The organism is Streptomyces sp. NPDC093801, from assembly GCF_040701585.1.
Classification (GTDB): Bacteria; Actinomycetota; Actinomycetes; order Streptomycetales; family Streptomycetaceae; genus Streptomyces.
Genome location: NZ_JBFBDP010000009.1, coordinates 104,910 through 119,220 on the forward strand (window position 1 = coordinate 104,910; position 14,311 = coordinate 119,220).

Consider the following 14,311-nt stretch of genomic DNA (forward strand, 5'->3'; position numbering starts at 1 on the left):
AAGTTTGCACAAAGCGGCGCATACGATAGGGGCCGTGTTGAACCCCTTCGCATACCTCGCCGACCGCTGGACCCCGTCATCCCGGATCGTCCGGCGCGCCGCGTCAGTCGCGCTCCTGATGAGCGTGGTCATCGTCGTCACCGGCGGCGCGGTGCGGCTGACCGGTTCCGGCCTCGGCTGCGACACGTGGCCCAAGTGCACGGACGACAGCCTGATCGTGACCCAGGCCCAGGGCTTCCACGGCGCCGTCGAGTTCGGCAACCGGATGCTCACGTACGTGCTCTGCGCGGCCGTCGGCGGCGTGATCCTCACGGCCCGCTCCGCCAAGCCGTGGCGGCGTTCGCTGACGAGGCTCGGCTGGGTCCAGTTCGCCCTCGTCATGGGCAACGCCGTCCTCGGCGGCATCACCGTGCTGACGGGCCTGAACCCGTACAGCGTGGCCGGGCACTTCCTGCTGGCCACCAGCCTGCTCGCCGTCACCACGGTGACCTGGCAGCGCACCCGTGAGGGTGACGGCGCCCCCCGGCCCCGCGTGCCGGGACCGGTGCGCAAGCTGTCGTGGGCGCTGATCGCCACCACCCTGGTGCTGATCGCGGCGGGCACCGTCGTGACCGGCTCCGGGCCGCACGCCGGCGACAAGAGCGAGATCAAGCGGATGCCGTTCGACTGGGCGGCCACCGCCCACGTCCACGCGATCGCCGCCTGGCTGGTCTGCGCGCTGGGCGTGGCGATGTGGCTGGTGCTGCGGGTGGTCGACGCCCCGGCCGACACCCGGGCCCGCGCCCGCGACCTGCTGGTCGTGCTGCTCGCCCAGGGCGCCATCGGCTACGTGCAGTTCTTCACCTCGCTGCCCGAGGCACTGGTCGCCGCCCACATGCTCGGCTCCTGCCTGGTGTGGATCTGCGTGCTGCGCCTGGCCCTGAGCCTGCGGGAGCGCTCCGCCGAGCCGGTGGGGACCCCCGAGCGCGACGCCGCCGAGCTCTCTGCCGTCTGACCGGTCCGACCCCCGCGGGGGTCAGGTCCGCTCGTCCAGCCGGTAGACGCGGCGGGCGTTGCCCGCCGCGAGCATCCCCGCGACCCGGTCCGCGTCCCGCAGGGACCAGGCCCCGTCCGCGACCCAGCCGCCCAGCACCCGGCCCAGCGCCTCGCGGAACGCCAGGGCGCCGACCGCGTGCAGCTCGGGCAGGCCCCCGCCGCCGCTGGAGAACAGCAGCTTCCCGAAGGGCGCGAGCTCCAGCAGCTCGGCCAGCACGGCGGCGGCCCGGGCCCCCGTCCGCGCCAGGGCCGGCCCGATGTCGGCGTGGACGTGCGGGTGGGCGGCCGCGAGCCGCGCCGTGTGCCGGTGGTGCGGGTACCCGCCGAGCAGGACGAGCTTCGCCCCCGGACCCGCCGTGGCCCGGACGAACCCGGTCAGCGGCTGCGGCTCCGCCGCGGCGGCGTGGAGCTGGAGCGGCAGCCCGGACGCCAGCGCGCTCCACACCAGGTGCCGCAGGAGCACGGGGTCCCGTACCGCCCCGCCGGCGGCCCGTGCGGCCAGCCACCGCCCGGCCGCCCCGCGCACCTCGCCGGGGCCGGGCGGCTGCGGGGCGTCCGCGAGGGCGGCGGCGTAGCCGGCGTGGGGCCCGCAGGCGAAGGCCACGGCCCCGGCGGCGGCGCGGTGGACGGATCCGGCGAGGCCGGCGAGGAAGCCGGCGACGGTCCCCGAGGCGTCGGCGGCCCGCTCGGCGAGCGGTTCCAGGCGGACCACCTCGAAGGCCTCGGCGTCCGCGGCGACGGCCAGCTCCTTGGGCCCGGCGAGGTCGCCGGGCGCTCCCGTGTCGACGAGGTAGGCGCCCACTCCGGAGCCCCGCAGCAGCCGCCGCCCGCTCTCGGCGGCCCCCAGCTCGCGCCGCCGGGCCAGGTAGCGGGCGGGCTCGCAGTGCGGCTCCAGGCCCAGCAGGGGCGGGCACCAGCGGCGCACGGCGAAGCCGGTCTGGGTGTCGAAGAAGGTCGTGCCGGCGGCGGGCGGGCCGGACGCGCGGACCAGCTGGGCCTCGAAGGTGGCGAGCCCCAGCTCGGTGCGGAGCACTCCGTGGCAGTGCTGGTCCACCAGGGGCGGCGTTTCGATCATCCGGTCATCCCGTTGCGGACGTGAGGAAGCGGCTTCCACACGTCCTAACGGGTGAGCGGGGTGTGAGGTGGCGCTAGCGCTGTTGACCGAGCGGCCGCGCCGGGGGCCGAGCGGCCGCGCCGTTGGCCGAGCGGCCGCGCCGTTGGCCGAGCGGCCGCGCCGGGGGCCGGCACGTGCGGTTCCCGGACCCGCCCGGAACCGTGGGCCCGGCCGGAGCGCCCGGGAAGGCGGGGCCTACGGGTTGGCCGGGCCGCCGAGCTGGATCCCGGCCATGCGGGTCCACTCGTACGGGCCGGTCTTCACCCGTGCGGCGAACTCCCCGTCGAAGTCCTCGTGGAGGGTCAGGCCGGCCTTCTCGGCTGCCTGCCGGGCCACGGCGTGGGTGGGGGCGACCAGGTCGCCCCAGCCGCCGTCGGTGCCCACGAGGACGATCCGGGTGCCGGCCTGGCCGATGTAGGCGAGCTGGCCCTCGGCGCCGCCGTGCTGCTTGGCGAACGCGCCGATCTGCCGGGCCAGCTTCGCCGCCGTGCGGCTGTGCTTCTTGTCCGCGGCCTCTGCGGTCTGTGCGGTGTCTGCGGTCTCTGCCATGGACGGCATGCTACCGGCGAGTAATCAGCGGAGGAAGGGATCCACGGCCACGGCCACGAAGAGCAGCGACACATAGGTGATCGACCAGTGGAACAGCCGCATCTCCTTGAGCTTCGCGCCCGTGATCCCGGCCTTGGCCCGCGCGCTCAGCGCGTGCGCCTCCCACAGCCACCAGCCGCCCGCCAGCAGCGCGACGGAGGTGTAGAACCAGCCGGTGTACCCCAGCGGGGTCAGCAGCAGCGAGACCGCGACCATCACCCAGCTGTAGAGGACGATCTGGCGCGCCACGGCCTTGTTGCCCGCCACGACCGGCAGCATCGGCACGCCGACCCGCGCGTAGTCGTCCTTGACCTTCATCGACAGCGGCCAGTAGTGCGGCGGCGTCCAGAAGAAGATGACGAGGAAGAGGATGACGGCGGCCCAGGAGACCTCGTTGCGCACGGCCGACCAGCCGATGAGCACCGGCATGCAGCCGGCGATCCCGCCCCAGACGATGTTCTGCGCGGTCCGCCGCTTCAGCAGCATCGTGTAGACGACCACGTAGAAGAGGAGCGCGCCCAGCGCGAGGGCGGCCGACAGCCAGTTGACGAGCAGGCCGAAGAACAGGGTCGAGACGACCCCGAGCGTGATGCCGAAGACCAGGCACTCACGCGGGCTCACCATGCCGGTCACCAGCGGCCGCTGCGACGTCCGGTCCATCAGGGCGTCGATGTCGCGGTCGATGTACATGTTGAGCGCATTGGCGCCGCCCGCCGACAGGTAGCCGCCGAAGCAGGTGGCCAGCACCAGCCACAGCGACGGTACGCCCTGCTCGGCGAGGAACATCACCGGCACTGTGGTGATCAGCAGAAGTTCGATGATCCGCGGCTTGGTCAAAGCCACGAAAGCCATGGCCCGGGCCCCGAACGGCCGGTGACCGGGGCTCGTCCCGAGCACCCCCGCTGGACGGGATTCGACGGCCGTCACGCACACCCCTGAGAGAGAATCCAGCAAGCTTCCGAAGCGATGCCTCCAGTAAATGAAGGCTCGGTAAAGGCTTGCGCGTACCACGCCACTGTAGACGTAGCTCTTGCCCCGCCCTGCGCGGGGGTCGCCTCGTGTTGGGCCGATCGGACCGACAGCAAGATCATCGGCCGCGGATCGCAGGTGAACGGCGGACACCGGGACGGCGACGCACTGCCTGCACTCGAATAGCCGCACGCGCTGGCGGGGGTAGGCTCGGAATCGCCCCGGTGTCACCGTTCGTCACCGGGAAAACAACATGTGGAGAGGAGCCCTGACCAACGGTGAGCACCAAGCCGACCACCCCAGAGCTCGAGTGGACCGAACTGGACCAGCGGGCCGTCGACACCGCCCGCATCCTGGCCGCCGACGCGGTCCAGAAGGTCGGGAACGGACACCCCGGTACGGCGATGAGCCTGGCCCCCGCCGCGTACACGCTTTTCCAGAAGGTCATGCGGCACGACCCGGCGGACCCCCAGTGGGTCGGCCGTGACCGTTTCGTGCTCTCCGCGGGGCACTCGTCCCTGACCCTTTACACCCAGCTCTACCTCGGCGGGTTCGGTCTCGAGCTGGACGACCTCAAGGCGTTCCGCACCTGGGGCTCCAAGACCCCCGGCCACCCGGAGTACGGCCACACCGCCGGCGTCGAGACCACCACCGGCCCGCTGGGCCAGGGCGTCGCGAACGCGGTGGGCATGGCCATGGCCGCCCGCTACGAGCGCGGCCTGTTCGACCCGGAGGCCGCCACGGGCGCCTCCCCCTTCGACCACATGGTCTACGCGATCGCGGGCGACGGCTGCCTCCAGGAGGGCATCTCCCACGAGGCGTCGGCGCTGGCCGGCCACCAGAAGCTCGGCAACCTGGTGCTGCTGTGGGACGACAACCACATCTCCATCGAGGGTGACACGGAGACGGCCGTCTCCGAGGACACCATGAAGCGCTACGAGGCGTACGGCTGGCACGTGCAGCGCGTCGAGCAGCAGGCCAACGGCGACCTCGACCCGAAGGCCCTGTACGCCGCCCTCCAGGCCGCCAAGGCCGAGACCGGTCGCCCGTCCTTCATCGCGGCCCGCTCGATCATCGCCTGGCCCGCCCCGCACGCCCAGAACACCGAGGCCGCCCACGGCTCGGCGCTCGGCAACGACGAGGTCGCCGCCACCAAGCGCGTGCTCGGCTTCGACCCGGAGCAGACCTTCGAGGTCTCCGACGAGGTCATCGCCCACACCCGCGGCCTGCTGGACCGCGGCCGCGACGCCCGCACCGCCTGGGAGAAGGACTTCTCCGCCTGGCGCACCGCCAACCCGGAGCGCGCCGCAGCCTTCGACCGCATCGAGGCCAACGAGCTGCCCGAGGGCTGGGAGGACGAGATCCCCGTCTTCGAGCCCGGCAAGGGCGTCGCCACCCGCGCCGCCTCCGGCAAGGTCCTGGAGGCGCTCGGCGCGGTCATCCCGGAGCTGTGGGGCGGCTCGGCCGACCTGGCCGGCTCCAACAACACCACCATCGACAAGAACTCCTCGTTCCTGCCGGTGGGCAACCCGCTGCCGGAGGCCGACCCGTACGGCCGCACCATCCACTTCGGCATCCGCGAGCACGCCATGGCCGCGGCCATGAACGGCATCGCCCTGCACGGCCACACCCGCATCTACGGCGGCACCTTCCTGGTGTTCTCCGACTACATGCGCAACGCCGTCCGCCTGTCCTCCCTGATGCACCTGCCGGTGACGTACGTGTGGACGCACGACTCCATCGGCCTCGGCGAGGACGGCCCGACCCACCAGCCGGTCGAGCACGTCGCCTCGCTGCGCGCCATCCCGGGCCTGAACGTGGTCCGCCCGGCCGACGCCAACGAGACCGCCATCGCCTGGCGCGAGATCCTGCGCCGCCACACCAAGGTGTTCGGCAAGGGCGCCCCGCACGGCCTGGCCCTCACCCGCCAGGGCGTGCCCACGTACGAGCGCAACGAGGACGCGGCCAAGGGCGGCTACGTGCTGTTCGAGGCCGAGGGCGGTCCCGCCCGGGTCGTCCTGATCGGCACCGGCTCCGAGGTCCAGCTCGCCGTCGCCGCGCGCGAGGCGCTCCAGGCCGAGGGCGTGCCCGCCCGCGTCGTCTCGATGCCCTCCGTGGAGTGGTTCGAGGAGCAGTCCCAGGAGTACAAGGACAGCGTCCTGCCGCCTTCCGTCAAGGCCCGAGTCGCGGTCGAGGCCGGCATCGGCCTGACCTGGCACCGTTACGTCGGGGACGCGGGCCGGATCGTCTCGCTGGAGCACTTCGGTGCCTCGGCGGACGGCGCCGTGCTGTTCCGCGAGTTCGGCCTGACCGCCGAAGCCGTGACCGCAGCCGCCAAGGACTCCCTCACCGCCGCTGCGCGCTGACCCGGTACAAGAACCAGTAGGAGATGCAATTCCGATGACAGACGCACTCAAGCGCCTCTCCGACGAGGGCGTGGCGATCTGGCTGGACGACCTGTCCCGCAAGCGCATCACGTCCGGCAACCTCGCCGAACTGATCGACCAGCAGCACGTGGTCGGTGTCACCACCAACCCGTCGATCTTCCAGAAGGCCATCAGCAGCGGTGACGGCTACGGGCAGCAGCTCGCCGACCTCGCCGCCCGCAAGGTCACGGTCGACGAGGCCATCCGCATGATCACCACGGCGGACGTCCGCGACGCCGCCGACATCCTGCGCCCCCTCTACGACTCCACCGAGGGCCAGGACGGCCGCGTGTCGATCGAGGTCGACCCGCGCCTGGCGCACAACACCACGGCGACCGTCGCCGAGGCCAAGCAGCTCGCCTGGCTGGTGGACCGGCCGAACACGCTCATCAAGATCCCGGCGACCAAGGCCGGCCTGCCGGCGATCACCGAGGTCATCGGCCGGGGCATCAGCGTCAACGTCACGCTGATCTTCTCGCTGGAGCGCTACCGCGAGGTCATGGACGCGTACCTGGCGGGCCTGGAGAAGGCGAAGGCCGCCGGCCTGGACCTCTCCGAGATCCACTCGGTCGCCTCCTTCTTCGTGTCCCGCGTGGACACCGAGATCGACAAGCGCCTGGACACCATCGGCACCGACGAGGCCAAGGCCCTGAAGGGCAAGGCGGCCCTCGCCAACGCCCGTCTGGCCTACGAGGCGTACGAGGAGGTCTTCTCCTCCGACCGCTGGGCGGCCCTGGACCGGGCGCACGCCAACAAGCAGCGCCCGCTGTGGGCCTCCACCGGCGTCAAGGACCCGGCGTACAAGGACACCCTGTACGTCGTGGACCTGGTCGCCCCCGGCACCGTCAACACGATGCCCGAGGCGACCCTGGAGGCCACCGCCGACCACGGCGAGGTCACCGGCGACACCATCCGCGGCACGTACGAGCAGGCGCGCGCCGAGCTCGACGCGGTCGCGAAGCTGGGCATCTCGTACGACGATGTGGTGCAGCTGCTCGAAGACGAAGGCGTCGAGAAGTTCGAGGCGTCGTGGAACGACCTGCTGAAGTCGACCGAGGCGGAACTGCAGCGCCTCGCCCCCGCGGAGGACTGAGTAATTTGTCGGTGAACGGAGCGAACCCGCTTCGTGACGCACAGGACCGGCGGCTCCCGCGCATCGCGGGACCGTCCGGCCTGGTGATTTTCGGCGTTACGGGTGACCTGTCGCGCAAGAAGCTCATGCCCGCCGTCTACGACCTCGCGAACCGGGGCCTGCTGCCCCCGGGTTTCTCGCTGATCGGCTTCGCCCGCCGCGAGTGGCAGGACGAGGACTTCGCCCAGGAGGTGTACGAGGCCGTCAAGCAGCACTCGCGCACCCCCTTCCGCGAGGAGGTCTGGCAGCAGCTCGTGCAGGGCTGCCGGTTCGTCCAGGGCGAGTTCGACGACGACGCGGCCTTCGAGACGCTCAAGCAGACGATCGACGAACTCGACAAGGCCCAGGGCACGGGCGGCAACTTCGCCTTCTACCTCTCGGTGCCGCCGAAGTTCTTCCCCAAGGTGGTCCAGCAGCTCAAGAACCACGGGCTGGCTCAGAAGGAGGGCTCCTGGCGGCGTGCCGTCATCGAGAAGCCCTTCGGCCACGACCTGAAGAGCGCGGAAGAGCTCAACCAGGTCGTCCACGAGGTCTTCCCCCGGGACGAGGTCTTCCGGATCGACCACTACCTCGGCAAGGAGACCGTCCAGAACATCCTGGCGCTCCGCTTCGCCAACACCATGTTCGAGCCGATCTGGAACCGGTCGTACGTCGACCACGTGCAGATCACCATGGCGGAGGACATCGGCATCGGCGGCCGGGCCGGCTACTACGACGGCATCGGCGCAGCCCGTGACGTCATCCAGAACCACCTGCTCCAGCTGCTGGCGCTCACGGCGATGGAGGAGCCCGGCTCCTTCCACCCCAAGGCCCTGGTGGCGGAGAAGCTGAAGGTGCTCAGCGCCGTCGAGATCCCCGAGGACCTGGGCAAGCACACCGTGCGCGGCCAGTACTCGGCGGCCTGGCAGGGCGGCGAGAAGGTCAAGGGGTACCTGGAGGAGGACGGGATCGACCCGAACTCCAAGACCGACACCTACGCGGCCATCCGCCTGGAGATCAACAACCGCCGCTGGGCGGGCGTCCCGTTCTACCTGCGCACGGGCAAGCGCCTGGGCCGCCGGGTGACCGAGATCGCGGTGGTCTTCAAGCGGGCGCCGTACCTGCCGTTCGAGTCGGGCGCGACCGAGGAGCTGGGGCAGAACGCCCTGGTCATCCGGGTCCAGCCGGACGAGGGCGTGACGGTCCGCTTCGGCTCCAAGGTGCCGGGCACCTCCATGGAGGTCCGGGACGTCACGATGGACTTCGCCTACGGCGAGTCCTTCACGGAGTCCAGCCCCGAGGCCTACGAGCGGCTCATCCTCGACGTCCTCCTCGGCGACGCGAACCTCTTCCCGCGTCACCAGGAAGTCGAGCTGTCCTGGAACATCCTCGACCCGATCGAGGAGTACTGGGACAAGCACGGCAAGCCCGCGCAGTACGCGGCGGGCACGTGGGGGCCGGTCGAGGCGGACGAGATGCTCGCACGAGACGGACGGAGCTGGCGCCGGCCATGAAGATCGACCTCACGGAGACCACCTCCAGCAAGATCAACGCCGCGTTGGTGCAGGCGCGCCGGGACATCGGCACGCCGGCCATCGGCATGGTCCTCACGCTGGTGATCGTGACCGACGAAGAGAACGCGTACGACGCGCTCAAGTCGGCGAACGACGCCTCCCACGAACACCCTTCGCGGATCGTCGTCGTGGTCAAGCGGGTCAGCCGCTCCCCGCGCAGCCGCCGCGAAGCCCGGCTCGACGCGGAGATCCGTGTCGGGGCGGACTCGGGCACCGGCGAAACCGTCGTACTGCGCCTGCACGGCGAACTGGTCGACCACGCCCAGTCGGTCGTGCTGCCCCTGCTGCTGCCGGACGCCCCCGTGGTGGTCTGGTGGCCGGAGGGCGCTCCGGCGGACCTGGCGGGCGACCCGCTGGGCGCGCTGGGGCAGCGCCGGATCACGGACACGTACTCCTCCGAGCACCCGATCGACGCGCTCGGCGCCCGGGCGGAGGCGTACGCCCCGGGCGACACGGACCTGTCCTGGACCCGGATCACCCCGTGGCGCTCGATGCTGGCCGCCGCGCTGGACCAGGTGACGCTGTCGCCGGTCGTCTCGGCGACCGTCGAGGGCGAGGACGAGAACCCGAGCTGCGAGCTGCTGGCCATGTGGCTGGCGGACCGCCTCGGCGTCCCGGTCAACCGGACCCTGTCAGGGGGGCCGGGGCTGACCGCGGTCCGCATGGAGACCAAGGACGGCGTGATCGTCCTGGACCGCGCGGACGGTTCGCTGGCCACGCTGTGCATGCCGGGCCAGCCCGACCGTGCGGTGGCGCTGAAGCGCCGCGACACGGCCGAGCTGCTGGCGGAGGAACTCCGCCGGCTGGACCCCGACAACACGTACGAGGCGTCCCTGAAGTTCGGCGTCTCGCGCCTGTCGGCGACCGCTCCGGCGGCTCCCGCCGAGGCGGCTCCGGCGGCCGAGGCCGCCGAGGCGCAGGCTCCGGCGGAGAAGCCGGCCGCCAAGCCGGCGCGCGCGTCGAAGCGGGCGTCGGCGAAGTAGCCGGCCCGCCAGGGGGCGGGGCGGGGGGTATCTCTCCCCGCCCCGCCCTTCGCCCGTTCCCCGGGGCTCCGCCCCAGACCCCGCGCGGCGTTCGGGCGTACGGGCGCGAAGCGCACGTACGGGGTCCGGGGCTCGCCCCGGGAAACGGTGAAGGGCGGGGCGGGGAGACGGCTCCGCTCGGCGGCCCACCCGCACCCGCCCCGACCACACCACGCAGAACTACCAAGAAGGCGGCAGCACATGGGTATGACGACTCCCCAGGTGGTCGTCCACCGGGACAAGGAGCTGATGGCCCAGGCCGCAGCCGCCCGGCTGATCACGAAGATCGTGGACGCGCAGGCCGCCCGCGGCAGCGCCTCCGTCGTGCTGACCGGCGGCCGCAACGGCAACGGCCTGCTCGCGGCCCTCGCCGCGGCCCCCGCCCGGGACGCGATCGACTGGTCCCGTATCGACCTCTGGTGGGGCGACGAGCGCTTCGTCCCCGCCGACGACCCCGAGCGCAACCACGTACAGGCCCGTGAGGCCCTGCTGGACGCCGTCCCGGTGGACCCGGCGCGCGTGCACGCGATGCCCGCCTCCGACGGCCCGCACGGCGCCGACGTGGACGCCGCAGCGGCCGCGTACGCCGCGGAGCTGGCGCGGGCGGCCACACCCGAGGACCACGGCCCGGTCCCGCGCTTCGACGTGCTGATGCTGGGCGTGGGCCCGGACACCCACGTGGCGTCCCTGTTCCCCGAGCATCCGGCGGCCCGGGAGACCGAGCGCACCGTCGTCGGTGTGCACGGGGCCCCCAAGCCCCCGCCGACCCGTGTCTCCCTCACCCTCCCGGCGATCCGCGCGGCCCGCGAGGTGTGGCTGCTGGCGGCCGGCGAGGACAAGGCCGGCGCGGTGGCCATCGCCCTGGGCGGGGCGGGCGGGGTCCAGGCCCCGGCGGCCGAGGCCTACGGCCGCAGCCGCACCCTCTGGCTGCTGGACCGCGCCGCCGCGGCCAAGCTCCCCTCGGGGCTGTACCCGCCGGCCTCCTCCTGAGCCGCGCGTACGAGGAGCACCGTGCGAGGAGCGCCCCGTACCGGCCACCGGCCGGTACGGGGCGCTCCGCCGTAACTACTGCCGCCCGCGCAGCTCCCGGTACGCGGCCACCAGCGCCCGCGTCGACGGGTCCAGGCTCTCCACGTGCGAGCCCTCCGTCAGCGCCGGCTCCACCCGCTTCGCGAGGACCTTGCCGAGCTCGACGCCCCACTGGTCGAAGGAGTCGATGTTCCACACCGCGCCCTGGACGAACACCTTGTGCTCGTAGAGGGCGATGAGCTGGCCCAGGACGGCCGGGGTCAGTTCGGCGGCGAGGATCGTCGTCGTCGGGTGGTTGCCCTGGAAGGTCTTGTGCGGGACGAGCGCCTCGGCGACGCCCTCCGCCCGTACCTCCTCGGCCGTCTTGCCGAAGGCCAGGGCCTGGGTCTGGGCGAAGAAGTTCGCCATCAGCAGGTCGTGCTGGGCCTCCAGCGCCGGCTCCAGCTCCGCCACCGGGCGGGCGAAGCCGATGAAGTCCGCCGGGATCATCCGGGTGCCCTGGTGGATCAACTGGTAGTACGCGTGTTGCCCGTTGGTGCCGGGCGTGCCCCACACCACCGGACCCGTCTGCCAGTCCACCGGATTGCCGTCGCGGTCGACGGACTTGCCGTTGGACTCCATGTCCAGCTGTTGCAGGTAGGCCGTGAAACGGGAGAGGTAGTGGCTGTACGGGAGCACGGCGTGCGACTGGGCGTCGAAGAAGGCCCCGTACCAGATGCCCAACAGGCCCAGCAGGAACGGGGCGTTGTCCTCGGGAGCCGCGGTGCGGAAGTGCTCGTCCATGGCGCGGAAGCCGCCGAGCAGCTCGCGGAAGGAGTCCGGGCCGATCGCGATCATCAGCGAGAGGCCGATGGCGGAGTCGAAGGAGTAGCGGCCGCCGACCCAGTCCCAGAAGCCGAACATGTTGGCCGGGTCGATGCCGAACTCGGTGACCTTCTCGGCGTTGGTGGACAGGGCCACGAAGTGCCGTGCCACTGCGGCCTGGTCCCCGCCCAGCCCGGCCAGCAGCCACTGGCGCGCCGACGTGGCGTTGGTGATGGTCTCGATGGTGGTGAAGGTCTTGGACGCGATGATGAACAGCGTCTCGGCCGGGTCCAGGTCGCGCACGGCCTCGTGCAGGTCCGCGCCGTCGACGTTGGAGACGAAACGCACCGTCAGCGAGCGGTCGGTGAAGGCGCGCAGCGCCTCGTACGCCATCGCCGGTCCGAGGTCGGAGCCGCCGATGCCGATGTTGACGACGTTCTTGATGCGCCGGCCGGTGAAGCCGGTCCACTCCCCCGACCGGACCTGGCCGGAGAAGGCCGCCATCTTGTCGAGGACCTCGTGCACGGCGGGGACGACGTTCTCGCCGTCCACCTCGACGACCGCGTCCGCGGGGGCGCGCAGCGCGGTGTGCAGGACCGCGCGGTCCTCCGTCACGTTGATCTTCTCGCCGCGGAACATGGCGTCCCGCAGTTCCGCCACGCCCGTCGCCGCCGCCAGCTCGCGCAGCAGCGCGAGGGTCTCGTCGGTGACGAGGTGCTTCGAGTAGTCGATGTGCAGGTCGCCGACCCGCAGGGTGTACCCGGTGCCCCGCCCCGGATCCGTCTCGAACAGCTCCCGCAGATGCGTCTGCCCCAGCTCTTCCCGGTGCTTGCCGAGCGCGTTCCACTCGGGCGTCCGGTTGAGCCTCGTACGGCTTTCTGCGTTCATCTCGGACATCAACCCACTTCTTCCGTCCTGTTGTGCCCCGCCACCCCCAACCTAAGGGATCCGAAGGGGGACAACGCACACAAAGGGGCCCGGCCCGCGGGATTCGTACTCCCACGGGCCGGGCCCCAGTCACTCTTGAGCGCGGCCCCGGCCTGAGCCGGTCTCAGATCTCGCCGCGGAGCTTGGCGAGGGCCTCGGCGAGGATGGCCTCGCCGTCGGCGTCGGTGCGGCGTTCCCGTACGTACGCGAGGTGCGTCTTGTACGGCTCGGTGCGCGGCGGCGCGGGCGGGTTGTCCCGGTCCTGGCCGGCGGGGAACCCGCAGCGCGGGCAGTCCCAGGTGTCCGGCACCTGTGCGTCGCTGGCGAAGCTGGGCTGCGTCTCGTGCCCGTTCGAGCACCAGAAGGAGATGCGCAGACGGGGCGCGGATTCACCGCGCTCGGCCTCGCCCATCGGCCCGGCTCCGACCCGACTTCCACGAATCGCGTTGCCACTTGCCACGGTCGTAACTCCCTGCGTGATGGTGCCGCCCAGCGTGAGGGTATACCCGCTGTGGGCGCCTCAGTTTACGTAAAGACCGAGCGGGCCGGGCGAAATGGCCGGAACCGTCAGCTGCCGCTCGACTTCATGAGCAGGCCGAGCGCCACGATGCAGGCGAACCACAGCAGGCCGACGACGACCGTGATGCGGTCGAGGTTGCGCTCCGCGACGGAGGAGCCGCCGACGGAGGACTGCATGCCGCCGCCGAACATGTCGGAAAGGCCGCCGCCCTTGCCCTTGTGCATCAGCACGAGCAGCATCAGCAGAGCGCTGAAGACGATCAGGGCGATCGAGAACCCCATAACCACGGCTGATTCCTACTTTCTGGGCTTACGTCTGCTGCTGGGAGGAAGCGGGGGCCGACGGCTGCACCGGCAGCCCCCGGCCCCCGCAAGGGTACGACGGATCGGCCCTACCGCATACTCACTGGTCGCGGAAGCGGACGATCTTGACGAACTCGTCCGCGTCCAGCGCCGCGCCGCCGATCAGGGCGCCGTCGACGTCGGGCTGGGCCATGATCGCGGCGATGTTGCCGGCCTTGACGGAGCCGCCGTACTGGATGCGGACCTTGTCGGCCAGCTCCTGGGAGTACAGCTCGGCGAGGCGGCCGCGGATCGCCCCGCAGACCTCCTGGGCGTCCTCGGGGGTGGCGACCTCGCCGGTGCCGATGGCCCAGACGGGCTCGTACGCGATCACGATGGACTCGACCTGCTCGGCCGGGATGTCCTTGAGGCCGCCGTCGACCTGGGCGAGGGTGTGCGCGACCTGGTTGCCCGCCTTGCGGACGTCGAGGCCCTCGCCGACGCAGAGGATCGGGGTGATCCCGTTGCGGTAGGCGGCCTTGACCTTGGCGTTGCAGATCTCGTCGGTCTCGCCGTGGTACTGGCGGCGCTCGCTGTGGCCGACGGCCACGAACGCGCACTTCAGCTTGGCGAGCATCGGGCCGGAGATCTCGCCGGTGTAGGCGCCGGAGTCCTGCGCCGAGATGTCCTGGGCGCCGTACTTGATCTTCAGCTTGTCGCCGTCGACCAGGGTCTGGACCGAGCGCAGGTCGGTGAAGGGCGGCAGTACCGCGACGTCGACGGCGTCGTAGTCCTTGTCGGCGAGCGCGAAGGCGAGCTTCTGGACGTGGGCGATGGCCTCCAGGTGGTTGAGGTTCATCTTCCAGTTGCCCGCCATGAGCGGGGTGCGGCCGTGTGCGACAGAGGTCATT

General features: G+C 71.6%; 13 protein-coding genes. 6 read left to right on the plus strand and 7 right to left on the minus strand.

The genetic code is table 11. The annotated features are described in order from the left end of the window. Positions 1 to 4: 4 nt before the first annotated feature. The gene (locus AB0469_RS12320) at positions 5 to 994 is read left to right on the plus strand and encodes a COX15/CtaA family protein (protein ID WP_366451263.1); all 990 of its coding nucleotides are present in this window, start codon (positions 5 to 7) and stop codon (positions 992 to 994) included. A gap of 21 nt (positions 995 to 1,015) precedes the next feature. Here the strand turns inward: AB0469_RS12320 and AB0469_RS12325 are convergent, their stop codons facing one another. The 3 genes from AB0469_RS12325 to AB0469_RS12335 form a co-directional block, all read right to left on the minus strand. Then, positions 1,016 to 2,110, minus strand: a complete 1,095-nt coding sequence (locus AB0469_RS12325; protein ID WP_366451264.1) for an amidohydrolase — start codon at positions 2,108 to 2,110, stop codon at positions 1,016 to 1,018. A 234-nt stretch (positions 2,111 to 2,344) separates the two neighbouring features. Continuing rightward, the gene (locus AB0469_RS12330) at positions 2,345 to 2,707 is read right to left on the minus strand and encodes a hypothetical protein (RefSeq protein ID WP_366451265.1); all 363 of its coding nucleotides are present in this window, start codon (positions 2,705 to 2,707) and stop codon (positions 2,345 to 2,347) included. A gap of 15 nt (positions 2,708 to 2,722) precedes the next feature. Continuing rightward, positions 2,723 to 3,664: a heme o synthase gene (locus AB0469_RS12335; RefSeq protein ID WP_042817257.1), complete on the minus strand. Its 942-nt coding sequence runs from the start codon at positions 3,662 to 3,664 to the stop codon at positions 2,723 to 2,725. 320 nt (positions 3,665 to 3,984) lie between these two features. Between AB0469_RS12335 and tkt the strand changes: the two genes are divergently transcribed. From tkt to pgl, 5 genes are all read left to right on the plus strand, one after another. After that, entirely contained in the window at positions 3,985 to 6,072 is a 2,088-nt protein-coding gene (tkt, locus tag AB0469_RS12340) for a transketolase (RefSeq protein WP_366451266.1), read from the plus strand. Positions 6,073 to 6,106: 34 nt separating this feature from the next. Continuing rightward, complete coding sequence (tal, locus tag AB0469_RS12345) at positions 6,107 to 7,225, plus strand: transaldolase (RefSeq protein WP_366451267.1); 1,119 nt, start codon at positions 6,107 to 6,109, stop codon at positions 7,223 to 7,225. 11 nt (positions 7,226 to 7,236) lie between these two features. Beyond that, positions 7,237 to 8,757 carry a glucose-6-phosphate dehydrogenase gene (gene zwf, locus AB0469_RS12350; RefSeq protein WP_366451268.1) on the plus strand — a complete coding sequence of 507 codons (1,521 nt, stop codon included), beginning with the start codon at positions 7,237 to 7,239 and terminating at the stop codon, positions 8,755 to 8,757. Next, positions 8,754 to 9,800 (plus strand): glucose-6-phosphate dehydrogenase assembly protein OpcA, encoded by a 1,047-nt coding sequence (gene opcA / locus AB0469_RS12355; protein WP_366451269.1) that lies wholly within the window; start codon positions 8,754 to 8,756, stop codon positions 9,798 to 9,800. The genes zwf and opcA overlap by 4 nt, the downstream gene beginning before the upstream one ends. Positions 9,801 to 10,046: 246 nt before the next feature. Next, positions 10,047 to 10,829 (plus strand): 6-phosphogluconolactonase, encoded by a 783-nt coding sequence (gene pgl, locus AB0469_RS12360; protein WP_366451270.1) that lies wholly within the window; start codon positions 10,047 to 10,049, stop codon positions 10,827 to 10,829. Between the two features lie 75 nt (positions 10,830 to 10,904). Here pgl and pgi read toward each other — a convergent pair whose 3' ends face one another. From pgi to tpiA, 4 genes are all read right to left on the minus strand, one after another. Next, the gene (gene pgi, locus AB0469_RS12365; RefSeq protein ID WP_366451422.1) at positions 10,905 to 12,560 is read right to left on the minus strand and encodes a glucose-6-phosphate isomerase; all 1,656 of its coding nucleotides are present in this window, start codon (positions 12,558 to 12,560) and stop codon (positions 10,905 to 10,907) included. A 163-nt stretch (positions 12,561 to 12,723) separates the two neighbouring features. Continuing rightward, positions 12,724 to 13,059 (minus strand): RNA polymerase-binding protein RbpA, encoded by a 336-nt coding sequence (locus AB0469_RS12370; RefSeq protein WP_007263454.1) that lies wholly within the window; start codon positions 13,057 to 13,059, stop codon positions 12,724 to 12,726. A 107-nt stretch (positions 13,060 to 13,166) separates the two neighbouring features. Continuing rightward, positions 13,167 to 13,400 carry a preprotein translocase subunit SecG gene (gene secG / locus AB0469_RS12375; protein ID WP_042819242.1) on the minus strand — a complete coding sequence of 78 codons (234 nt, stop codon included), beginning with the start codon at positions 13,398 to 13,400 and terminating at the stop codon, positions 13,167 to 13,169. A 121-nt stretch (positions 13,401 to 13,521) separates the two neighbouring features. After that, positions 13,522 to 14,310 carry a triose-phosphate isomerase gene (tpiA, locus tag AB0469_RS12380; RefSeq protein WP_366451271.1) on the minus strand — a complete coding sequence of 263 codons (789 nt, stop codon included), beginning with the start codon at positions 14,308 to 14,310 and terminating at the stop codon, positions 13,522 to 13,524. Between the last annotated feature and the right edge of the window lies 1 nt (position 14,311).